Genomic DNA, 21,209 nt, shown 5'->3' with positions numbered 1-21,209 from the left:
GCTGCTGGCGGCGGGTGCCGCCGGGGTGCTGGCGGCGGTCAGCCAGCGATCTCGGCTGCGGCCAGCCAGGCCTCCTCGAGCTCAGCGACCTGCCCGTCCACCTCGCGCAGGGCCAGGCTGAGAGCGGTCATGGCCGTATGGTCACTCGCCTGGGCCGCCATATCCGCGTGGATCCGATCGGCCTTCTCGGCCAGCCGCTGCAACTGCTTCTCAATGCGCGCGACCTCCTTGCGCGCCTCCCGCACCTGGGCCGGGTTGGGGCCGGGGGCCGTTGCCGTGGTCGCGGCGGGGCGGATGCTCGGCGATGCGCCTGTCGGGGCCGCCGAGCGCAGGTCGAGGTACTGGTCGACGCCGCCGGGCAGGTCTCGCAGACGGCCGTCGCCGAGCAGTGCGAGTTGCTTGTCGGTGAGGCGTTCGAGCAGGTAGCGGTCGTGCGAGACGACGACGAGCGTGCCCGCCCACCCGTCGAGCAGGTCTTCGAGCGCGGTCAAGGTGTCGATATCGAGGTCATTGGTCGGCTCGTCGAGGAGCAGAACATTGGGCTCATCGAGCAGCACGCGCAGGATCTGCAGCCGTCGGCGCTCGCCTCCGGACAGATCGCCCACGCGGGCCTGCTGGCGCGGGCCGGGGAAGCCCAGTCGCTTGGCGAGGCTGCTCGCGCTGACCGGCTTGCCGTCGAGCACGGTGCTGGCGCGCACCGCCTCGATCGCCTCGATGACCTTGGCGCCGGCGAGGGCTTCGAGCTCACGCACTTCCTGGCTGACCACACCGATGCGCACGGTGCTGCCGACCTTGCGTTTGCCGCTGTCCAGGGGCTGGCTGCCGTCCAGGACGCGAAGCACGGTCGATTTGCCGGCGCCATTGACTCCGACCAGGCCGATCCGCTCGCCGGGGGCCAGTTGCCACGTGACCCGCTTGAGGATCGGCAGATCACCGAACGCCAGGCTCGCGTCGTGCAGGTCGATGACGTCCTTGCCGAGTCGCGCGGTCGCAAAGCGCATGAGTTCGACCGAATCGCGCGGCGGCGGCTCGTTCTCGATGAGGGCCGAGGCCGCGTCGAGCCGGAACTTCGGCTTGCTCGTGCGTGCCGGCGCGCCACGGCGCAGCCACGCGAGTTCCTTGCGCAGCAAATTGTTGCGACGCTCGGCCGTCACCGCCGCGATCCGGTCCCGCTCCGCGCGAGCCAGGATGTATGCGGCATACCCCCCGTCGTAGGCGGATACCGCTCCGGCGACGACCTCCCAGGTTTGGGTGACGACGGCGTCGAGGAACCAGCGGTCGTGGGTGACGACGACCAGGCCGCGATCCGGCCGCGCCCAGGTCCGCACGAGGTGGTCGGCGAGCCAGGCGACACCTTCGACGTCGAGATGGTTGGTCGGCTCGTCCAGGAGGAGCAGGTCGGCCTCGGTCACCAGGGCCGCGGCCAGTGCCACCCGGCGACGCTCGCCGCCGGACATCGTGCCCACCCGCGCATCCAGGCCCCCGACGGCGGCGGCTTGATGATCGCCAAGCAGGCCCGCCAGGACATCGCGAATCCAGGCTTGGCCGGCCCAATCGTGTTCGGCCCGCTCGCCGAGGACGATCTCGCGCACGGTCGCTGCCGGGTCAAGTAGGTCGTCCTGAGCGACGGTGGCGATCCGCAGGCCGCCCGCATGCGTGACCCGGCCGGAGTCGATCTCGCGGGTGCGGGCCAGAACGCCGAGCAGCGTCGACTTGCCGCCGCCATTGGCGCCGACCACGCCGATCCGATCCCCGGTGTTGACGCCGAGGGAGATGTCGTCGAGGACGGCCGTGATCCCCGTGTGAACGGTGACCCGCTCGACATTGGCCAAATTCGCCATCAGCGGGCGGCCGCCAACTCAACCGGGCCGACCGTGACGGGGCCGCTCGCCTTGCGCACATCGGCGGCCGATCCACTCGCGGTCAAGGACACCGCCAGGTCAATGGCGGCCTCGGCATCGCGGGCGAGGAAGGCCACGGTCGGCCCCGAACCCGACACGATCCCGGCGAGGGCACCGAACGACATACCCGCCTCCAGGACCTCGGCCAGGGCCGGCTGCAGCGAGATAGCGGCGGCCTGCAGGTCATTACCCATCGCCGCGGCGACGGCTTCGGCATTGCCGAAGCTCAAGGCCGCGAGCAGGTCGGCGCTCGGCTCGGGGGCGGGCACCGGCGTGGAGCCGCGGAGTCGATCGCACTCGGCATACACCGCCGGGGTGGACAGGCCGGTCTCGGAGAGGGCGAAGACCCAGTGATAGATGCCGCGGGCGGACGTCGGTGCGATGCGCTCGCCGCGGCCGCTGCCGATGGCGGTGCCGCCGCTCAACAGGAAGGGGATATCGCTGCCGAGCCCGGCGGCAAGGTGCGCGAGTTCCGCGGCGCTCATATCCAGGCCCCACAGCCGGTGGCACGCGAGCAGGGCGCCGGCGGCATCGGCGGAACCACCCGCCATACCTCCTGCCACGGGGATCTCCTTGGTGAGCCGGATCCGGACCGGCCGGCCGGCGCCGGTGACATCGTGGAGAGCTTGCGCGGCGCGCAACGCCAGATTGTTTTCGTCGGCGGGGACGCCCGCGGCCGTGCGACCCGCGATTTCGACGCTCCACTCCCTGGCGGGGAAGACCTCGATCGTGTCGTAGAGGCTGACCCCCTGATAGACCGTGGCCAGGGGGTGGAAGCCGTCAGCGCGCGGGGGACCCACGCGCAGTTCGAGGTTGACCTTGGCGGGCACCTTGACGCAGACACCCGGATGGATGTGCGCGGCAGATGTCATGAGCCTACCCTAATCAGCTTCCCGGGTGGCGGTGGGGTGGGGCGAGGCGGCGGCGATCGCGGCAAAGGCGGCGATATCGAGTTGCTCCCCGCGAGCCGTCGGATCAACTCCCGCTGACTCCAGGGTGGCGGTGGCGGCGGCCGTCGAACCGGCCCAACCCGCGAGGGCGGAGCGCAGCATTTTGCGGCGCTGGGCGAAGGCGGCGTCGATGACCTGGAAGACCGCTTCGCGGGGGACATCGGTGCGCGGCGGCTCGCGACGGGTCACCGCGACGAGGCCGGAGTCGACATTGGGCACCGGCCAAAAGATGCTGCGGGCCACGGTCCCGGCGAGGCGCACGTCGCCATACCAGGCTGCCTTGGCGCTCGGCGCGCCATAGGTGCGGGAGCCGGGGCCGGCGGCGAGCCGCTCGGCAACCTCCAACTGCACCATGACCAGCACGTGCCCGATGCTTGGAAAGGTCTGCAGCAGGTGCAGCATGACTGGCACGGAGACGTTGTAGGGGAGGTTGGCCACGAGCCGGGTGGGTGCGACTGGCAGGTCGGTGACCTTCAGGGCGTCCCCGGGTATGACGACCAGCCGGCTGCTCTTCTCGGGCGCGGCGACCTCGATCGTGGTGGGGAGGGCGGCAGCGAGGGTGGGGTCGATCTCCAGCGCGATGACGTGCTCGGCGGTATCGAGGAGACCGAGGGTGAGGGAGCCGAGGCCGGGACCGACCTCGAGCACGATGTCGTCCGGCGCGACATCGGCGAGCCGCACGATCCGGCGCACGGTGTTGGCATCGACGACGAAGTTTTGCCCCCACTGTTTGGTGGGCCGGATGCCGTGCTGCGCCGCGAGCCGGCGGATGTCCGCCGCCCCCAGATAGTGCACCCCGGCGCTCACGCCCGACACCTTATGCCGTTGCCCGCATCCCCTCCGCCATGCCTCACGGGTCCCTGAGCCACTTTCCCGCCCATTGCCGAAACGTGGACGTACGCAACGGATCATTTCCGTTGCGTACGTCCAGGTTGTCTCCCAGACCGGTGTCACGTTCCGGCAATGGGCGGGAAAGTGACCCTCGGCACTCGAGGCTCAGGCCGCGTGGGCGCAGCCCCAGGGCGAAAGGCCGGCGATGGCGTAGTAGCGGTTGGCCACGGTGATCTGCTGCTCGCGGGTGGCGAGGTCGGCGCGGGGGGCGAAGTCGGCGCCGCCCATCGCCAGCCAGCTCGCGGTGGCGAACTGCAGGCCGCCGTAGTAGCCATTGCCGGTGTTGATGTGCCAGTTGCCGCCGGACTCACACATGGCGATCCGGTCCCACATGGCGGCATTGGCCAGGTTGATGCCGGCGCCGGAGGTGTTGCCCGCGTTGCCGCCACCGGTCGACCCACCCGACGAGCTACCGCCGGTTGACGGGGCCGGGGTGGTCGGCTTGGCCTTGGTGCCCACGGCGATGACCTGATTGCGGGCCTTGGTGGTGACCTCGGTGCGGACATACGACAGCTTGATCTGCTTGCCGTCGTGGCGCAGCGAGGTGTAGATGTTCACGCTCTTGCCGACGTGACCGGTCGTGATGACCTTGGTCTGGCCCTCATAGAGCGAGGAGTCGTTCTTGCGGATCGTCTCGAAGGGGATCGTCTTGGACTTCTTGATCGTCGCGGTGCTCACCCGGGTGACGGTCAGCTTCATACCGTCCTGCAGCGGGGTGTCGAGGCCGGGCGCAACGATGTCCTTGGAGCCGACCTTGACCTTCAGCAGCGCGAGCAGGCCCTTGACGTCCGCCTCGGTGCTGGTCTTGCGGGTGGTCTTTCCGTCAACGGTCACGGCGACCGACTTCGGGGTGATCATGGCCATCGCCAGACCCTCGCGGCCCAGCGCGGCCGAACGCGAGGCGGACAGGACGGCATCCTCGGCGCGCAAGCCGAGGTCCTGCAGAGCCTGACCGACCGTCGTGGCGGTGGTCCAGTACTCCTTCTTCTGACCGTCGATCGTGACCGTCAGCTTGCGGCCGTAGCGCACGACGATCTTCTGGCCGTCGCTGACCGCGCTGTCGACACTGGGCACGACCAGGTCGTGCTCCCCGATGGTGATGCCCTCGTCCTCGAGCACATCGCCGACGGTGCCGGCGAAGGAGTGGACGTTGGAGGTCTTGCCGTCGACCGTCAGGCCGACATTCTTGTCGAAGTGGGCGACACCGGCCACTCCCGTGGCGAGAGCGCCGACCACACCGAATTGGGCCAGGCGCCGGACGGGAAGAAAGTTCACGGATACTCCAGTTTTGTAGTTCCGACCCGGCGAGGGGGCGGATCGGCACAGCACGAGCCACGAAGGGGTGTTTGTGATGCCGCACCGGCGTCCTCGCAGGTGGCGAACCGGGGCCGAGCGGCCCGTCTCGTGCCGGCTGATCACGGTCGTCGAGATCGGCGGACATTTCAACCATGGCGGATGATGCGCCCGAAGGTCAAATTTCGGTAACGACGGTGAGACCTATCTCGCACCACAGGTCACAGGAGTGCTATGCCGTCTCCCCCGCCTCTCACCAGGGGCCGTACAACTCCTCGCAGGTCGCGCTGACGGCCTCGCAGAGGTGGGCGACGGCGACCCCAAGGACACTCGCGGCCGTCCGGGCAGTGGTCGCCAGCAGATAGGAGGAGTTGACCGCGCCCCGCCACGGGTGTGGGGTCAAATAGGGCGCATCGGTCTCGAGCAGCACCCGATCCAGCGGCGTGACCGCGAGCGCATCCCGGAGCGCGTGGTTGTTCTTGAAGGTGATCGGTCCGGCGAACGAGAGATAGAAGCCGCGTTCCAGGCAGGCCCGGGCGAAGCTCACATCGCCGCTGAAGCAGTGCATGATCACCCGCTGCGGCGCGCCGACCTCATCCAGCACCGCGAGGATGTCGTCGTGGCTGTCCCGGTCGTGGATCTGCAGGGGCTTGCCGACGCGCTTAGCCACGTCGATATGCCAGCGGAAGGACTCGTGCTGGCTGGCCCGGCCCTGCTCGCCGGTCCGGAAATAGTCCAGCCCGGTCTCGCCAATCACCCGCACCCGCGGGTCGTGTGCCAACTCCTCGATCAGGGTGTATGCCGCCCCAAGCCCGCCACTCTCGGCAAGACGGGGGGCCTCATTGGGATGCAGGGCCACCCCGGCGACCACGCCTGGGTAGCGGTGCGCCATCGCGACGCTGGCCCGGGCACTGTCCACGTCGCAGCCGATTTGCACGATGCGGTCGACCCCGACCTGCGCCGCCGCCGCGAGCGCCTCCTCGATCCCCAGCGACGGGCCGTCATCCCGCACGATGTCGAGATGAGTGTGGTTGTCCACCAACGAGATCGGCAGCCGATCCGGGATCGGCGGGAGGCTGTGACGGGCAGAGTCGTGCGGCATACGGCTGCTCAGTCCGCCATCCGGGCCAGCTCCTCGGCGACGACTGATTCGTCGAGCTTGACGAAGGCCGGGGCGGGCTTGGCGATCGGGGTGCCCGCGACAACCGGGCGCCGGCCCCACGCCGGCGTCGCGGAATAGTCCCCGGTGATGATCGGGTAAGCGCGGCCGTCATCGAGGTCCGTCACCTCAACGACCTGAGGCATCGGCATGAAGTCGCCCTCACCGCCGAGGACTCGGTGCACGGCATTGCTGGAGTGCGGCAGCATCGGGGCGAGCAGCGTGTTGCAGTCGCTGACGCACTGGGCCAGCACGTGCAAGACGGTGGCAAGCCGCTCGCGCTGGTCCTCCCCCTTCATCCGGAAGGGCTCGGTGCGCGAGATATAGGCGTTGACCTCACCGACGACGCGCATTGCCTCGGCGGTTGCCTGCCGCAGCCGCTGGCGACGCAGCAATCCCCCGACGACCTCGAACCCGGTCTCCACGGCGGCGAGGACCGCCTTGTCCTCGGAGGCGAGCGGTCCGCATACGGGGATCTCGCCGAAGCTCTTGTGCAGCATCGTCGCGGTGCGTTGCACGAGATTTCCCCAACCGGCGACCAGCTCGGAGTTGGTGCGCTGGACGAAATCGCGCCAGGTGAAGTCGGCGTCGGAGGTCTCCGGGCCGGCGGCACAGATGAAATAGCGCAGCGCATCGGGCTGGTAGCGCGTCAGGACGTCGCGCACCAGGATCGTGTGGCCACGGCTGGTGGAGAACTGCTGGCTCTCCATCGTGAGGTATTCGGAGGAGACCACTTCGGTGGGCAGGTTCAACTCGCCATAGATGCCGGGCTCGCCGCCCTTGTCGCCCTTGCCCATATAGCCGAGCAGCTCGGCCGGCCAGATCTGGGAGTGGAAGGTGATGTTGTCTTTGCCCATGAAGTAGTAGGACAGCGCGTCGGCCTCGTTCCACCACTCGCGCCAGCGCTCGGGATTACCCTGCCGGCGCGCCCATTCGATGGAGGCCGAGAGATAGCCGACGACGGCGTCGAACCAGACATACAGCTTCTTGGTCGGCAGGTCCCGCCAGCCGTCCAGCGGCACCGGGATGCCCCAATCGATGTCCCGGGTCATGGCGCGCGGCTTGATGTCGTCGAGAATGTTCAGGCTGAACTTGATGACATTGGGCCGCCAGGTGCCGCTGGCCTCCCGCTCCTCCAAATAGGCGCGCAGGCTCTCGGCCAACGCTGGCAGGTCGAGGAAAAAGTGCTGTGTCTCCACGAAATCCGGCGTCTCGCCGTTGATCTTCGACCGCGGCTCGATCAAGTCTTCGGGCTCAAGTTGGTTGCCGCAGTTGTCGCATTGATCCCCGCGTGCCTCGGCATACCCGCAGATCGGGCAGGTGCCCTCGATATAGCGGTCCGGCAGGGTGCGACCGGTCGACGGCGAGATCGCGCCCTTTTGGGTGCGCTCGATCATGTAGCCGTTCTTCCACACCTGCGCGAAGAGTTCCTGGGCGACGGCATAGTGATTGCCCGTCGTGGTGCGCGTGTAGAGGTCGTAGGAGCAACCGAGATCGGCGAGTTCGTGGGCGATGATCGCGTGGTTGGTGTCCACCAGCTCGCGAGCGGTGACGCCCTGACTGTCGGCCAGGACGAGGATCGGCGTGCCGTGCTCATCGCTGCCGCTGACCATGAGCACGTCGTGGCCGCTCATCCGCATGAAACGGGCGAAGACATCGGAGGGCACGCCGAAGCCGGCGACATGCCCCAAGTGACGCGGGCCGTTGGCATACGGCCACGCGACGGCGGCGAGAACTCTGGTCATGACGGGGATTTTACGGACCCGGACCGACACCGCCGGACACACCTCTCGCGCATGCCGGGGACTCGACACACGGGCCGAATAGTTTAGAAATTGACCAAAACGTAATCCCCAGTGACCTTGACGCCATCGGGTTGTATCAATCCCTGGCAGGACGTGCAGACGTCAACGACAAGCGCCTCGATCCGTCACCTGCCGCAGGTCGAGGCACTGGAGGGAAGAAGACTTATGAAGCGCACAATGGGGATCCTCAGCGGTTTCGCTCTGGCCGGATCGCTCGGGGTGGGCCTGTCCACCTCGGCCTCGGCCGCGACCTCGACTGGCGACGCCGCGATTAGCATCAGCTCCGAAGCTGGTGCCAGCAGCAGCGCGAGCTGCCGCTACAGCCTGATCAACCGCGGCGTTCGGATCTGGTGCCCCAAGACCATCCCGGGCACCGCCTTCCGGGCGGGCGCGAAGTGCAAGCGCGCCAATGGCACAACCTTCTGGAAGAACGACATCTGGCGCGTCCAGGGCACCGGCTACAGCCAGGCCGTCTGCCCGATCGGCACCAAGCGGATCGCGATCCGCGCGCAGTACCGCTGATCGCGCTGGTCGTGGCTCGCTGCGGCGAGTCCGGCCGCTGAACCAGATGCACGACGGGCCGTGCGGGAGACTTCTCCCGCACGGTCCGTCGTGTCGTGGGCGGTGCCCTGCGTCAGGCGTATGCCGCCGCGCCGGGATCGCCGCGTCGGCCGCGCCGGGTCTTGCGCCAGCGATGCACCGTGCGCCACAGCCAGAAGAAGGTCCCGAACAGCACGAGCAGCGCCAGGATCACCAGCACCGGGATGAAGATCGCAATCAGCGACAGCCCGATCGAGGCGCCATCCTCCATCGTCGAGACCACCGGAGCGCCGGCGCCGAGGGTTCCGGCGTTGATCGCCGGGCGCGAGACCATCTTTCCGCTGTGCACAAGCCCGGAAACGACGATGCCGAGGACGATGCCAACCCATTGGTTGTTCTGCATCCAGGTCGACTTGTCCAGGCTTTCGGCGGCCGTGGTCGCGGCGAAGATCAGCCCGCCCATGCTCGGACGGATGAAGCTTTGGATCGCGTCATTGATTGTGTCGACCGCGGGGATCTTGTCGAGGACGACTTCGGCGAGCAACAGGATGCTGCCGATCCCGATGGCCCACCAGCTTTCGATCCAGCTGAAGCTGGCGGGCAGCGTGAGCACATCGGTGAAGCGCGCGATCAGCGCGACGATGAGGAAGGGGATGTAGGCGTTGAGGCCGGCGGCGGCCGAGAGCCCCATGCCCGTCAGGGCGGCGATCATGACCCGAGGGTAGCTTTCTGGAGGGTGAAACCGTCGGTCTATACAACATGGCCTTCCCGGTCCGGCATTCCGCGAGCTGGGGTCCGCTCAGCGCGCGCCCAGGCGTAGCGGGGACACTTGCTCCCATGGCTTCCGCCGGTATGCCGCCCGCTCCCCCCGCCCAGGCGGCCCACCTGCCCCGAACAACGCTCGCGCCGCGCTCGCTGGTGACCGAGACGGCCCTGGTTCTTGGGGTTTCGCTCGGCGCGTCGGCGATCTGGTCGCTGTTGCGGATCGTGGACCGGCTGACCCAGCACATCGCGCTCAATCAGCAGACCACGACGATGAACAATTCGGTCACCCCCGACCGGCCGTGGCTGGATCTGGCATACCAGCTGACCGGGATCGGGCTCGGGGTGGTGCCCGCGCTGCTCGCGCTGCACCTGCTGCGCCGCGACGATGGCGGGGCGTGGCGGGCGATCGGTCTCGACCGGCTCCGGCCAGCCCGCGACCTCGCCGCGGGCGTGGGACTGACGGCGCTGATCGGCATACCCGGGCTCGGGCTATATGCCGTGGCCCGCGCGCTCAACCTCAACACGACGATTGCCGCAGCGAATCTGACCGACCACTGGTGGACGATCCCGGTGCTCGTTCTCGCCGCCGCGCAGAATGCCGTGCTCGAAGAGGTCGTCATGGTCGGCTATCTGCTGACGCGCTGGCGGCAGGCGGGCTGGCCGATGTGGCTCGCGATCGGGCTCTCGGCTGTGGTGCGCGGGTCCTATCACCTGTATCAGGGCTTCGGCGGGTTCGTCGGCAATCTCGTCATGGGGCTGATTTTCGGGGCGGTGTATGCCCGCACCCGCCGGGTGTTGCCGCTGGTCATCGCGCATTTGCTACTCGATGTGGTGGCCTTCGTGGGCTACACGCTGTTGAAGTCTCATCTCGGCTGGCTGACCGGCTGACGGCAATTGGCAGGCGGGCTGTCGGTGCGGGCTGACAGAGTTCTCGCATGATCCGACGCCTAGGCTTCCCCGACGCCCGTCACCACAAAGCCCTGGTGACGGGCATCGGCATCGACGCGCTGGGCAGCGGTGTCTTCATGCCGGTCTCGATCCTGTACTTCCTCAAGACGACCGATGTCGGCACCGCCCGCGTGGGCCTGGCGATGAGCATCGCCGCCGCCTGCGCCGTGCCCTTTGTCCTGGTCTCCGGGATGCTCGTGGATCGCTTCGGCGCCAAGCGGATCATCCTGGCGGCCAATCTCATCCAGGTCGTGGCCTTTGTGAGTTACCTATGGGCGCAGACCTTTTGGGCCATCGTCGCTGTGGAAACGCTGGCGGCGCTCGGGCAGAGTGCCTTCTGGAGCGCGTATTCGCCGCTGGTGGCTGCCTCGACACCGCCCGATGAGCGAGAGATCTGGTTCGGCTTCCTCGGGGCGCTGCGCAATGTCGGCTTCGCGATCGGCGGCCTCGGGGCGGGCGTCGCGGTCGCGGTCGGGACCCCCGCCGCCTATCACGCGCTGGTGCTGATCAATGCGGCCAGTTATGCGCTGGCGTTTGCCGTGCTGCTGCGCGTGCGCGGTGGGGAGCGGGTGGTCGCGTTGCAGGATGCCGACACTTCCCGGGCCGGCGGGTGGGGGGTGCTAGCGCGGGACCGGCCTTACCTCGGGCTCGTGGCAACTAACGCCGCCTATGCCCTGTGTACCGTCTCGCTCAATGTCGCCATGCCGGTGTATGTCGTGGATGTGCTGGTCTTACCCGGTTGGGTGGTGGGGGCGATCTTCTTCATCAACACGGTCATGGTCGGGCTCGGGCAGGGCCTAATGGTGCGCCGGATGGATGGTCACCAGCGCTATCGCGTGATCGGGCTGGGGTTCACGATGTATGCCGCCGGCTTCTTCGCCCTGGCCCTGTCCGGGACGCTTCCGGTGATCATTGCCGTGGGTGCCGTCATGGTCTCGGTGGCGATCTATACCCTCGGCGAATTGCTCGGTGGCCCGCCGCTGTCGGCCGCCTCGGTGGATGCGGCGCCGGAGGCCTACCGCGGACGGTACTTGTCCGCATACCAACTCTCCTGGGTGGCCGCGGGCATCATCGCGCCGGCGCTCTATCTCGCGCTCTTGGCGCACGATCGATTCAGTGTGTGGGCCGCCCTGATCGGGATCGCCGTGCTCGGCAGCCTTGGCCTGCGTGCGGTGGCGGCCCGGTTGCCGGCCGCGCAGACCACCATCACCAGCGCCGGGTGACGGTTTCGGGCGCTCAGGCGTTGGCCGGCGTCGGGTAAATCACCCGGAAGCGTTCGAGGACGATCGGCATATCCGGCCGGAAGCCGAGGTCGTGGTCGGCATGCTCGGTGAAGAAGCGCTCATGGATGCGCCGCCACGACTCTAATGACCGGTCGTCCTCGCCCTCGAGAAAGGCGTGCTCGGCGTCGACCTGGTCGAAGGCGACGACATCGACCCGGGTGGTCTCGATCAGGGCGCGCGGGTTGCCCGCACCATCGAGGACGATCGACAAGGTCCCGGCCGTCGGCAGCGGCTCGCCCTCCGCGTCGTAATCGTCCAGGGCCCCCGCTGTAGCGGTCTTGGTGCCGGCGAGCACCAGCGCGAGCAGGTCATCGGCCTCCTGCGGGGTCGCCCCGAAGGCCCACGCCGGCGGCAGCACGGTGCTGAGCGGGGTCGCCCCCACATACACCTCGAAGCGGTTCAGTTTGGCCTTGACCTTCGCCAACTCCCAGAACTGATGCAGGGCATCGTCACTCATCCAATGACCCTAGCCGGAGCAGTTTGTGCCAGAAACCCTTTGTTCGTGCCGAAAGCTTTCCGGCACAAACAAGGGGTTTCTGGCATCGGGCGGGAAACCTACAGGCAGCGCCAGGGCGCTCAGAAGCGGCCGGACTTGGCCTTGCGCAGGTCGGCGTTGAGGGTGGAGATGACGTCCAGCGGGATGCCCTTGGGGCAGGCGTGGCTGCACTCACCGATGTTGGTGCAGCCGCCGAAGCCGGCGCCATCGTGGGTGGCGACCATCGCCTGCACCCGCATCGCGCGCTCCGGTTGACCTTGGGGCAACTCGCCGAGGTGGGTGACCTTGGCGCCCATGAAGAGCATGCCGCTGGCGTTCGGGCAGGCGGCGACGCAGGCGCCGCAGCCGATGCACTCGGCCGCGACGAAGGCGCGGTCGGCATTCGGCTTGGGCACCAAGATCGCCTCGGCGTCCGGCGCCGAGCCGGTGTTGACCGAGATGAAGCCGCCCGCCTGGATGATGCGATCGAAGGCCGACCGGTCGACGACGAGGTCACGAATGATCGGGAAGGCGTCGGCCCGCCACGGCTCGATGGTGATCGTCTCGCCGTCCTTGAAGCTGCGCATATGCAGCTGGCAGGTCGTCGTCTTCTCGGGCCCGTGCGCCTCACCCGAGATCATCAAGCCGCACATGCCGCAGATGCCTTCGCGGCAGTCGGAGTCGAAGGCCACCGGCTCCTTGCCCTCGGCATTGAGGCGCTCGTTGAGGACATCGAGCATCTCCAGGAAGGACATATCCGGGGAGATATCGGCGACCTGATAGGTCACCAACTCGCCGCGGGCCTTCGGGCCGTCCTGGCGCCAGATTTTCAGGGTCAGATTCATGAACGGGAACCTCGCGACATTTCGGGGTGAGGGGCGACGGGAGAACGGCGCGGGGCGGTCACTTGTAACTCCGCTGCTTCAACTCGATGGCCTCATAGACCAGATCTTCCTTGTGGAGCACGGGATTGCCCATCTCGCCCTCACCGGAGCCACCGGCATACTCCCAGGCCGCGACATAGAGGAATTGGTCGTCGTGGCGCAGAGCCTCGCCGTCCTCGGTCTGGCTCTCGGCGCGGAAGTGGCCGCCGCAGGACTCGCGGCGGTGCAGCGCGTCGATGCACATCAGTTCGCCGAGCTCGAGGAAGTCGGCGACCCGGCCAGCCTTCTCCAGTGACTGGTTGAGGGTGTCGGCGGAGCCGAGGACGCGCACATTGCGCCAAAACTCGGCGCGCAGCGAGCGGATCAAGTCGATGGCCTTCATCAGGCCGGTCTCGGTGCGCTCCATCCCGCAGTACTCCCACATGATGTGGCCGAGTTCCTTGTGGAAGGAGTCCACCGAACGCTGGCCGTTGATCGCCAGCAGCCGCTGGGTGCGCTCCTCGACATTGGCGCGGGCTTCGGCGACGGCGGGGCTGTCGGCGTCGAGCTTGGGGTAGGGCCCCTTGGCGAGGTAGTTGCGGATGGTGTTCGGCAGCACGAAGTAGCCATCGGCCAGGCCCTGCATCAGGGCGCTGGCGCCGAGCCGGTTGGCGCCGTGGTCGGAGAAGTTCGCCTCGCCGGTGACGAACAGGCCGGGGATATTCGAGGACAGATCGTAGTCCACCCACAGCCCGCCCATCGTGTAGTGCACGGCCGGGTAGATCCGCATCGGGGTTTCGTAGGGATTTTCGCCGGTGATCCGGGCATACATATCGAAAAGGTTGCCGTATTTCGCTTCCACGGCCGGGCGGCCGAGGCGGGCGATCGCGTCGGCGAAGTCGAGGTAGACGCCGCGGCGGAAGTCGCCGACCATCGGGCCGACGCCGCGCCCGTCATCGCACATGTACTTCGCCTGCCGGGACGCGATATCGCGCGGGACCAGGTTGCCGAACGCGGGGTAGATCCGCTCCAGGTAGTAGTCGCGGTCCTCCTCGGGGATCTGCCGCGGGTCCTTCTCGCAGTCTTCCTTGCGCTTGGGCACCCAGATGCGCCCGTCATTGCGCAGCGACTCCGACATCAACGTCAGCTTCGACTGGTGGTCGCCGGAGACCGGGATGCAGGTCGGGTGGATCTGGGTGTAGCACGGGTTGGCGAAGTAGGCACCCTTGCGGTGCGCGCGCCAGTTGGCCGTGACATTGGAGCCCATGGCATTGGTCGAGAGGAAGAAGACATTGCCGTAGCCGCCGGAGGCGAGGACGACGGCGTCCGCGAGGTGGGTCTCGATCTCGCCGGTGACCAGGTCGCGGGCGATGATGCCGCGGGCCCGGCCGTCCTCGACGATCAGTTCGAGCATCTCGTGGCGGGTGAACATCTCGACGGTGCCGGCGGCGATCTGCCGCTCCAACGCCTGGTAGGCGCCGATCAGCAACTGCTGGCCGGTCTGGCCGCGGGCATAGAAGGTGCGCGAGACCTGCACGCCGCCGAACGAGCGGTTGTCCAGCAGGCCGCCATACTCCCGGGCGAAGGGCACGCCCTGCGCGACGCACTGGTCGATGATGTTCGCGCTGACCTCGGCCAGGCGATAAACATTCGTCTCCCGCGAGCGGTAGTCGCCGCCCTTGACCGTGTCGTAGAAGAGGCGATAGATCGAGTCGCCGTCCTCCTTGTAGTTCTTCGCCGCATTGATACCACCCTGCGCGGCGATCGAGTGCGCCCGGCGCGGGGTGTCTTGGAAGCAGAAGGACTTCACGTGGTAGCCGGCTTCACCGAGCGTCGCGCCGGCCGAGGCACCGGCCAGGCCGGTCCCGACGATGATCACCGACAGCTTGCGGCGGTTGGCCGGGTTGACCAGCGAGGCATCGAACTTGCGCTGCGTCCACTTGCCGGCGATCGGACCGGCCGGCGCCTGGGTGTCGGCGACGGGGGCGCCGATGCGGTAGTAGTCGGCGCCGACGCCGTCGGGCGTGCTCAACATGGTGTCAGTCATCTGTGATCAGTCCACGATTCCGAAGAGGATGGCCAGCGGCGGGATGAGGAAGGCGGTCGCGACGAGGGCGCCGACGAAGTGCCCGGCGATCTTGGCGCGGGCCCGCGAGGTGGCGGTGTTGGTCAGGCCGAGAGTCTGGCTAGCGCTCCACACGCCGTGTGTGAGGTGGAAGGCCAGCGCGATGACGGCGAGCGCGTAAATCAGCACCAGCCACCACTTGTCGAAGCTGTTAACGACATTGTCGTAGGGCGTTGGCTGCTTGCCTTGCGGGGTGATGGTGTGGGTGGTCAGGTGCAGGATGTGGAAGATCACGAAGAGCAGCAGCGCCACCCCACCGAAGCGCATCGTGCGCGAACTGAGCGAGGCCGCGACATTCTTCTTCACGGCATACTTCGTGCTCCGCGCGCCATTGGCCCGGCCCCACAAGGTGAAGGCGGAGTAGGCATGCAGCACCAGGCTCGCGAGCAGCACCACACGCACGATCCACAGCAGCCCGCCATAGGGCAGCATCGGCTGGCCGAAGGTGCGCAGGTGGTGGGCGTAGTTGTTGAAGGTGTCGGCGCCGCCGAGGACCATCAAGTTTCCGTAGGCGTGCAGAAGGACATAGCCGACGAAGATCAGGCCAGATCCCGCCATCAGTAGCTTTAGGCCGATGGAGGACCGCACGGCCTGCTGCGATGCGGGAAGGGTCGAGGTTGCCACGATGGCAACATATCGCTCGCCGTCCGTGGCCTGCGTCACCGGGGCCGCGGTTCGTCGTGTGAACTTCTCCCTACCGGCCGGTAATCGACTCATTTCTCTCCGGATGCCGAAAGTGTGCGGTTCGGGGCGCTTTAGAGCAGTGGGTCAGCGCAGACTTCCCGGTGCAAGCATCTGCCCGGGTATGCCGTGCCGCCCGTCCCGCGCCGGCGCACCGCATACGATCCCTCGGTGATCGAGGAGCCGCCGCGCACGCTCGCTCGGGCCCAGACTTCCCGCGGTGACCTCGCCCTGCGGGTGCGCGCGAGCCCCGGCGGGCCAGTCCACGAGCTGATCGTCGCCGGCATCTTCGCGATGGACGATGTCGACCACTCGACCGAGGACGTCCTCGCCGAGGCCGCGCTGTCCCGCTGCGGGACACCCGCGCGGGTGCTGGTCGGGGGGCTGGGCCTCGGGCATACGGCCCTTGCGGTGCTGCACGACCGCCGCGTCGCCGAACTCGAGATCGTCGAACTGGAGGAGCCACTGGTCGCGTGGGCGCACGCTGGCCTGGTGCCGACGCTCGCGGCGGTCGCCGCCGACCCGCGGGTGCGGCTGCGCATCGCGGATATCGCGGCGGTCCTCACCGAGCCCGGGCCTGCGTACGACGTGGTGCTCCTGGATGTCGACAACGGCCCGTCCTTCTTGGTGCACCAGGCCAACGCCGGGCTGTATGCCGAGGCGCACCTGCGCGCCGCCATCGACCGGCTCGCACCCGGCGGCGTGCTCGCGATCTGGGCGGCGCAGCGCGAGCCGGAGCTTTTCGCGCGATTGCAGGAGATCGCCGGTGCGCAGGACTCGATCGCCGAGCTGGTGCTGCCTATCACCCGGGAGGGCCGCAGCTTCGACTATGCGATCTATCTCGTGGAACGCTCCGGCACCTGAGACCGGGCGGCCAGCGCCGCGTCATACAACGCCTTCTTGGAATGCCCCGTCAGCGCGGCGATCTCGCCGGCCGCGTCCTTGAGGCGTATGCCGTCCGCCACGAGCGCCTGCACCTGCGCCACCGCGGTCGGCAGGTCGCTCGCACCCGCAACCGGCGCCCCGGCGACGACGATGGTGATCTCGCCGAGCACGCCATCGCTCGCCCAGGCCGCCAATTCGGCGAGAGAGCCGCGCCGCACCTCTTCATAGGTCTTGGTCAGTTCGCGGCAGACTGCGGCCGGCCGGTCCGGCCCGAGTGCCTCGGCCATCGCGGCGAGGGTGGCCGGCGTGCGGTGGGGCGCCTCAAAGAAGACCATCGTGCGCCGCTCGGTGGCCAGATCGGCCAGCGCCCTTGCCCGCTCCCCCGGCTTTCGCGGCAAGAAACCGTCGAAGGCGAAGCGGTCGACGGGCAAGCCGGACAGCGCGAGCGCCATGAGCACGGCGCTCGGGCCCGGCGCACACGTGACCGGCAGGTCCGCGGCCACGGCCGCGGCGACGAGCCGGTAGCCCGGGTCGGAGACGGACGGCATACCGGCGTCCGTGACGAGGAGGACGCGCTCGCCCGCGCGTAGCCGCTCGACGAGGTCGGCCGTCACCGCACTCTCGTTGTGCTCGTGATAGCTGAGCATCCGGCCCGGCGTCACCCCGAGCGCGGCACACAGCCGGCGCGTGCGGCGGGTGTCCTCGGCGGCGATGACATCCGCCTGGCCCAGTTCCTCGATCAGCCGGGCACTCGCGTCGCGTGGGTCACCGATGGGGGTCGCGGCGAGGATGAGCGGCATACCGACCATCCTCCCAGGCCGCTCAGATTCGGTGCCCGAGTTCGAGTTTGCGGGCCAGGTGCAGGCCATACCAAATCGTGAAGGCCCCCGTCCCGAGCCCGGAAGCGAGCAGCAGCGGCGCGCGCGGGCCGAGGTCGGCGCTCGCCGAGGCGAGCAGGCCGCCGGAGAGCGCGGCGAGGGTGAGCGGGCGGGCATACCAATAGGCCATCGTCATCGGCCCGATCTCGCCGATGAACGCTAGATCCGGGGGCGCCCCGCGGAAGGCAGCCATCAGCGTGGCGCCGGCGAGAATTGTCGTCAGGGCCGCGGCGAGGCCCATGGCTAGCGGCACATCAGCACGCGTGAGTTTGGCCACGGTCGCAGTGACCGGCATTCCGATCAGCAGCGCCCCAAGCATGGGTATGACGAGGTGCAGGCTCGCTTCCGCTCGAAAGCCCAGCCCGAGCAGCGGCGGCGTGCCAGCATTGTCCGCGACCAATCGCACGCCCTCGGCGAGCGCGCCGAAGGCGAAATAGGCGCCCGCCATCGCGAGAATTCCGACGATCCTCGGGGCGGCGGGTTGGGTCAGGCTCACCCCGAGCAGGGCGTATGCGGTTCCAAGACCGAGCGCGCCGCTCACCACCCGCCCGGGCGCCCGGCGCAGGCCGAGCAGGTCGCGGGAGACCACGGTGACGAAGCGGCCACGCGAGCGCAGCCGGGCGGACCGGGCCCGGGTGACGGGTGCCGCGACATCGAGTCGGGCCGCGCGCAAGTCGCCGGCCAGCACGGCGCCGCCGACATGGGTGGTGCGGACGGCATGCGTGCGCAGGTCGTCGAGGCGTAGGCCGCGCAAGAGAGCGCCGAGCGAGCCTTCGATGCGTCCTCCGGAGGCCGCGCGCTGCCCGACGAGGGCGGTGACGGCGACGACCAAGCCGATAACGGTGCCCAGCGCGATCGCGAGCAGCACGCCAGGCACGCCTCCGAAGCCGGCGCCGAGCACCGCGCCGCCGACGAGCGCACCGGTGAGGAAGCCGATCCCGGCGCCGCCAAGCAGGGTGGCCAGCCCGAGTTCATGCAGCACGACGGCCCGGTCCAGGCCGGACGCGACGACGCTGTCAATGAAGGGCAGCTGCGGCACTACCGGCCCGCGCACTCCCCCGACCCAACGGGCGAGCAGCAGGATCGCCGCGAGGAGGGCGAGGCCGGCGAGCCCACCCCATACGGAGGCCACCTGAGCCAGCCAGGCCGGATCGGAGGTCACGAGGGTGGCGCGCAAGAGGTTGAAGCCATAAACGCCGCCGAGGATGACGACCAGGTAGAAGGCATAGAGCAGCCGCCGGATCGTGCCCGTGCCCTCCTCGCCGTGCAGGACGTGGATGGCGTCGTCGAGCCGTTCGCGGTCCTCACTCATCGGCGGTGTCGTCCGCCTCGTCCGCCAACTCGCTTGGCCCCCACCCGAGGTCGAGCACCTCGCCGGCGATCGCCTCGGTGAGCCGCGGATCGTGCGAGGCGACGATCAGCGTGGTGCCGGCGCGCTGACGATCGCGCAGCAACGAGCCGATCAGGTCGCGTTTTTGGGTGTCGAGGCGCTGCTCGGGCTCGTCGAGGATCAGCAGGTCGCTGGGGCGAAAGAGCGTCACGGCGAGCCGAAAAAGCTGGCCCTGCCCGGAGGAGAGTTCGTGCGGAAAGCGTTCGGCCAGATCGCCGATTCCGAGCTGGTCGAGGGCGGCGTGGACGCGGTCCTCGCAGCTGGCCAGCTCGCCGCCCCAGGTGGCGTCGATGAGGGTCAGGTGGTCGGCGAGGGTGAGGTCGCGGTATGCCGCGGGCGCGCCAAGCAGGGTTGCCACCCGCCGCCGGAGGGTCTGGTCCCGCTCGTCTGCGGGCCGATCGTCGATCCGCACCTCCCCCGAGGTGGGCTCGATCAAGCCGGCGAGGATTTTCAGCAATGTGGTTTTGCCGATGCCATTGCGGCCGCGAATCACGAGACAGGTTGCGGGCTCGACGAGCAGGGAGGTGGGGGCGAGCAGGGTGACCTCACCGAGCACCTTGCTCACTCCGGTCGCGACCACCCGCGGCCCCCCGGTGGGTGCCGCCTCGCCGGCACTCGTCATACGTCTTCGCACGGGCGACATCCTCGCACCGGGCCCTGACAGCCCCCGGTTCGCGGCGGCATACCCCGGGAAGTCTGCGCTTCACCCCTGCTCTAAAGCGGGGGCAAGCGCACACTTTCGGCATCCGGAGAGAAACGAGCAAGGGCGCCCGGCGGGGCAACATACGATGGCGCGCGTGACCCGGACCGACGAGCTGCGCGCCCGCTTGCTCGGGTTCCGGCCGACCGACACGGTCGCCGGCTGGGCGGGGCCGCTGCTCTTCGCGATCCTTGGGGGGCTGCTGCGCTTCTGGGCGCTCGACCGCCCGCACCAGCTGGTTTTCGACGAGACCTACTACGTCAAGCAGGGCGTCTCGATGCTGGAGTATGGCGTCGAGATGCGCTGGGCCGACAAGGGCGAGGTCGTCGATCCGCTGTTCACGCACGGCAATCTCAACGTCTTCCTCACCGACAACGGCGACATGGTCGTGCATCCGCCCGTCGGGAAATGGGTCATCGCCTTCGGTGAATGGATCTTCGGGCCGACGTCGTCGTGGGGCTGGCGGTTCTCGGTCGCGGTTCTCGGGACGCTGTCGATCCTGATGATCGGCCGGATCGCGCGGCGGCTGTTCCGGTCGACCTTGCTCGGAACGATCGCGGCCTTTCTCATGGCTTTCGAGGGCCACCACTTCGTGCATTCGCGCACGGGTCTGCTCGACCTGATCCTGATGTTCTTCGCGCTGGCCGCGTTCGGCGCGCTGCTGATCGACCGAGACCAGATGCGCGAACGGCTGGCCGAGCACGTAGGCCGGCTCTCCTGGCATACGCACGAGTCGTGGGCCCCCGTGCTCGGGGCGCGGCCCTGGCGCTGGGTCGCAGGCCTCTGCCTCGGGCTGGCGGCGGGCACGAAGTGGTCCGGCGCCTTCTTCCTCGTCGGCTTCGGGCTGATCACGGTGCTGTGGGATATGGGCGCCTATCGCGCCGCGGGGATCAAGCGCTGGGTGCTGTCGGGGCTGTTCGTGTCCGGGCCGCTGGCCTTCGTGGCGATGGTTTTCACCGCGGCGGCCACCTATCTCGTGAGCTGGACCGGATGGTTCCTCTCCGATCATGGCTACAAGCGCAACTGGGCGGCGACCCACCCCAGCGAGTCCTATGGCTGGGTGCCGGATGCCCTGCGCTCGCTGTGGAGCTATCACACCGAGGCCTACCGCTTCCACCAGACGCTGACCAGCCCGCACGATTACATGGCCAATCCGTGGAGTTGGATCGTGCAGGCCCGCCCGACCTCCTTCTTCTATGAGGGGCCGAAGAAGGGCACGGACGGGTGCACGGTCGCCGAATGTTCCAAGGCCATATCCTCGCTCGGCAGTATCCCGATCTGGTGGCTCGGGACGATCGGGATCGCCTTCGCGCTCTATCACTGGATCGTCAAGCGCGACTGGCGTGCCGGCGCGATCCTGTGCGGCCTCGCGGCGGGCTGGCTGCCGTGGTTCGACCTGCAGCACCGCACGATCTTTCAGTTCTATTCGATCGCGTTCGAGCCGTATGTCGTGCTGCTCGCGACCTTCATGCTCGCGTTGATCCTCGGGCCGGCCAGCGCGCCCTGGCCGAGGCGGCGGCTCGGCCTGATCGTCGGCGGGGCGTACTGCCTGGCCACCCTCGCGTTCTTCGCCTTCTTCTGGCCGATCTACACCGCTCAGGTGGTGCCCTATTCGTTCTGGCGCCTCCATATGTGGTTCCCCAGCTGGATCTGAGCGGTCCCCGGCCCCTGCGAAGG

At 68.4% G+C, this 21,209-nt stretch carries 19 protein-coding genes; 5 read left to right on the top strand and 14 right to left on the bottom strand.

Annotation, left to right across the window (positions count from 1 at the left end; translation table 11 throughout):
• Nucleotides 1-38: 38 nt before the first annotated feature.
• The 6 genes from ABD225_RS10680 to metG form a co-directional block, all read right to left on the bottom strand.
• On the bottom strand, nucleotides 39-1,841 hold the full coding sequence (locus ABD225_RS10680; protein WP_344084756.1) for an ABC-F family ATP-binding cassette domain-containing protein: 1,803 nt from the start codon (nucleotides 1,839-1,841) through the stop codon (nucleotides 39-41).
• Complete coding sequence (locus ABD225_RS10675) at nucleotides 1,841-2,773, bottom strand: 4-(cytidine 5'-diphospho)-2-C-methyl-D-erythritol kinase (protein ID WP_344084753.1); 933 nt, start codon at nucleotides 2,771-2,773, stop codon at nucleotides 1,841-1,843. The genes ABD225_RS10680 and ABD225_RS10675 overlap by 1 nt, the downstream gene beginning before the upstream one ends.
• Before the next feature lie 9 nt (nucleotides 2,774-2,782).
• Complete coding sequence (gene rsmA, locus ABD225_RS10670; RefSeq protein ID WP_344084750.1) at nucleotides 2,783-3,658, bottom strand: 16S rRNA (adenine(1518)-N(6)/adenine(1519)-N(6))-dimethyltransferase RsmA; 876 nt, start codon at nucleotides 3,656-3,658, stop codon at nucleotides 2,783-2,785.
• Between the two features lie 189 nt (nucleotides 3,659-3,847).
• Entirely contained in the window at nucleotides 3,848-5,017 is a 1,170-nt protein-coding gene (locus ABD225_RS10665) for a resuscitation-promoting factor (RefSeq protein WP_344084747.1), read from the bottom strand.
• Between the two features lie 271 nt (nucleotides 5,018-5,288).
• Nucleotides 5,289-6,137, bottom strand: coding sequence for a TatD family hydrolase (locus ABD225_RS10660; protein ID WP_344084744.1), 849 nt, complete (start codon nucleotides 6,135-6,137; stop codon nucleotides 5,289-5,291).
• An 8-nt stretch (nucleotides 6,138-6,145) separates the two neighbouring features.
• The gene (gene metG / locus ABD225_RS10655) at nucleotides 6,146-7,939 is read right to left on the bottom strand and encodes a methionine--tRNA ligase (protein ID WP_344084741.1); all 1,794 of its coding nucleotides are present in this window, start codon (nucleotides 7,937-7,939) and stop codon (nucleotides 6,146-6,148) included.
• 225 nt (nucleotides 7,940-8,164) lie between these two features.
• Here metG and ABD225_RS10650 point away from each other — a divergent pair, with 225 nt between their 5' ends.
• Entirely contained in the window at nucleotides 8,165-8,521 is a 357-nt protein-coding gene (locus ABD225_RS10650; RefSeq protein ID WP_344084738.1) for a hypothetical protein, read from the top strand.
• Nucleotides 8,522-8,633: 112 nt separating this feature from the next.
• Here ABD225_RS10650 and ABD225_RS10645 read toward each other — a convergent pair whose 3' ends face one another.
• Complete coding sequence (locus tag ABD225_RS10645; protein WP_344084735.1) at nucleotides 8,634-9,251, bottom strand: DUF4126 domain-containing protein; 618 nt, start codon at nucleotides 9,249-9,251, stop codon at nucleotides 8,634-8,636.
• A gap of 125 nt (nucleotides 9,252-9,376) precedes the next feature.
• On the opposite strand from ABD225_RS10645, the gene ABD225_RS10640 reads away from it, so the two are divergent.
• Both ABD225_RS10640 and ABD225_RS10635 read left to right on the top strand, forming a co-directional pair.
• Nucleotides 9,377-10,192: a CPBP family intramembrane glutamic endopeptidase gene (locus tag ABD225_RS10640; protein WP_344084732.1), complete on the top strand. Its 816-nt coding sequence runs from the start codon at nucleotides 9,377-9,379 to the stop codon at nucleotides 10,190-10,192.
• Between the two features lie 47 nt (nucleotides 10,193-10,239).
• Complete coding sequence (locus tag ABD225_RS10635) at nucleotides 10,240-11,475, top strand: MFS transporter (protein ID WP_344084729.1); 1,236 nt, start codon at nucleotides 10,240-10,242, stop codon at nucleotides 11,473-11,475.
• A gap of 13 nt (nucleotides 11,476-11,488) precedes the next feature.
• Here the strand turns inward: ABD225_RS10635 and ABD225_RS10630 are convergent, their stop codons facing one another.
• The 4 genes from ABD225_RS10630 to ABD225_RS10615 all read right to left on the bottom strand — a co-directional run bounded on the left by ABD225_RS10630 (nucleotide 11,489) and on the right by ABD225_RS10615 (nucleotide 15,622).
• Nucleotides 11,489-11,992 carry an ASCH domain-containing protein gene (locus ABD225_RS10630; protein WP_344084726.1) on the bottom strand — a complete coding sequence of 168 codons (504 nt, stop codon included), beginning with the start codon at nucleotides 11,990-11,992 and terminating at the stop codon, nucleotides 11,489-11,491.
• 119 nt (nucleotides 11,993-12,111) lie between these two features.
• Nucleotides 12,112-12,855 (bottom strand): succinate dehydrogenase/fumarate reductase iron-sulfur subunit, encoded by a 744-nt coding sequence (locus tag ABD225_RS10625; RefSeq protein WP_344084723.1) that lies wholly within the window; start codon nucleotides 12,853-12,855, stop codon nucleotides 12,112-12,114.
• A gap of 58 nt (nucleotides 12,856-12,913) precedes the next feature.
• Nucleotides 12,914-14,908, bottom strand: coding sequence for a fumarate reductase/succinate dehydrogenase flavoprotein subunit (locus ABD225_RS10620; protein ID WP_344084924.1), 1,995 nt, complete (start codon nucleotides 14,906-14,908; stop codon nucleotides 12,914-12,916).
• 18 nt (nucleotides 14,909-14,926) lie between these two features.
• Entirely contained in the window at nucleotides 14,927-15,622 is a 696-nt protein-coding gene (locus tag ABD225_RS10615) for a succinate dehydrogenase cytochrome b subunit (RefSeq protein ID WP_344084720.1), read from the bottom strand.
• A gap of 228 nt (nucleotides 15,623-15,850) precedes the next feature.
• On the opposite strand from ABD225_RS10615, the gene ABD225_RS10610 reads away from it, so the two are divergent.
• Nucleotides 15,851-16,543, top strand: a complete 693-nt coding sequence (locus ABD225_RS10610; RefSeq protein WP_344084717.1) for a spermidine synthase — start codon at nucleotides 15,851-15,853, stop codon at nucleotides 16,541-16,543.
• On the opposite strand, the gene rsmI is transcribed toward ABD225_RS10610, so the two are convergent.
• Genes rsmI through ABD225_RS10595 form a run of 3 tightly spaced genes read right to left on the bottom strand, consistent with a single transcriptional unit; the run spans nucleotide 16,516 to nucleotide 19,466 of the window.
• On the bottom strand, nucleotides 16,516-17,364 hold the full coding sequence (gene rsmI, locus ABD225_RS10605; protein WP_425564396.1) for a 16S rRNA (cytidine(1402)-2'-O)-methyltransferase: 849 nt from the start codon (nucleotides 17,362-17,364) through the stop codon (nucleotides 16,516-16,518). The two genes, ABD225_RS10610 and rsmI, sit on opposite strands and share 28 nt — an antisense overlap.
• A 22-nt stretch (nucleotides 17,365-17,386) precedes the next feature.
• Nucleotides 17,387-18,754, bottom strand: a complete 1,368-nt coding sequence (locus ABD225_RS10600) for a hypothetical protein (protein ID WP_344084712.1) — start codon at nucleotides 18,752-18,754, stop codon at nucleotides 17,387-17,389.
• Nucleotides 18,747-19,466: an ABC transporter ATP-binding protein gene (locus tag ABD225_RS10595; RefSeq protein WP_344084709.1), complete on the bottom strand. Its 720-nt coding sequence runs from the start codon at nucleotides 19,464-19,466 to the stop codon at nucleotides 18,747-18,749. Before ABD225_RS10595 ends, ABD225_RS10600 begins: the two co-directional genes overlap by 8 nt.
• A 154-nt stretch (nucleotides 19,467-19,620) precedes the next feature.
• On the opposite strand from ABD225_RS10595, the gene ABD225_RS10590 reads away from it, so the two are divergent.
• Nucleotides 19,621-21,186 carry a dolichyl-phosphate-mannose--protein mannosyltransferase gene (locus ABD225_RS10590; protein ID WP_344084706.1) on the top strand — a complete coding sequence of 522 codons (1,566 nt, stop codon included), beginning with the start codon at nucleotides 19,621-19,623 and terminating at the stop codon, nucleotides 21,184-21,186.
• The last annotated feature ends 23 nt before the right edge of the window (nucleotides 21,187-21,209 follow it).

This window comes from Nostocoides veronense, assembly GCF_039531185.1.
GTDB lineage: Bacteria > Actinomycetota > Actinomycetes > Actinomycetales > Dermatophilaceae > Nostocoides_A > Nostocoides_A veronense.
Note: the sequence above shows the minus strand (reverse complement) of the source record. Positions and strands in the feature narration are given on the sequence as shown.

Excerpts from the sequence above, each read along its gene's own strand:
- ABD225_RS10680 (WP_344084756.1), bottom strand. The coding sequence starts at position 1,841 with ATGGCGAATTTGGCCAATGTCGAGCGGGTCACCGTTCACACGGGGATC.
- ABD225_RS10675 (WP_344084753.1), bottom strand. The coding sequence starts at position 2,773 with ATGACATCTGCCGCGCACATCCATCCGGGTGTCTGCGTCAAGGTGCCC.
- ABD225_RS10660 (WP_344084744.1), bottom strand. The coding sequence starts at position 6,137 with ATGCCGCACGACTCTGCCCGTCACAGCCTCCCGCCGATCCCGGATCGG.
- metG (WP_344084741.1), bottom strand. The coding sequence starts at position 7,939 with ATGACCAGAGTTCTCGCCGCCGTCGCGTGGCCGTATGCCAACGGCCCG.
- ABD225_RS10650 (WP_344084738.1), top strand. The coding sequence starts at position 8,165 with ATGAAGCGCACAATGGGGATCCTCAGCGGTTTCGCTCTGGCCGGATCG.
- ABD225_RS10645 (WP_344084735.1), bottom strand. The coding sequence starts at position 9,251 with ATGATCGCCGCCCTGACGGGCATGGGGCTCTCGGCCGCCGCCGGCCTC.
- ABD225_RS10640 (WP_344084732.1), top strand. The coding sequence starts at position 9,377 with ATGGCTTCCGCCGGTATGCCGCCCGCTCCCCCCGCCCAGGCGGCCCAC.
- ABD225_RS10635 (WP_344084729.1), top strand. The coding sequence starts at position 10,240 with ATGATCCGACGCCTAGGCTTCCCCGACGCCCGTCACCACAAAGCCCTG.
- ABD225_RS10630 (WP_344084726.1), bottom strand. The coding sequence starts at position 11,992 with ATGAGTGACGATGCCCTGCATCAGTTCTGGGAGTTGGCGAAGGTCAAG.
- ABD225_RS10625 (WP_344084723.1), bottom strand. The coding sequence starts at position 12,855 with ATGAATCTGACCCTGAAAATCTGGCGCCAGGACGGCCCGAAGGCCCGC.
- ABD225_RS10620 (WP_344084924.1), bottom strand. The coding sequence starts at position 14,908 with ATGTTGAGCACGCCCGACGGCGTCGGCGCCGACTACTACCGCATCGGC.
- rsmI (WP_425564396.1), bottom strand. The coding sequence starts at position 17,364 with ATGCCGCTCATCCTCGCCGCGACCCCCATCGGTGACCCACGCGACGCG.
- ABD225_RS10600 (WP_344084712.1), bottom strand. The coding sequence starts at position 18,754 with ATGAGTGAGGACCGCGAACGGCTCGACGACGCCATCCACGTCCTGCAC.
- ABD225_RS10590 (WP_344084706.1), top strand. The coding sequence starts at position 19,621 with ATGGCGCGCGTGACCCGGACCGACGAGCTGCGCGCCCGCTTGCTCGGG.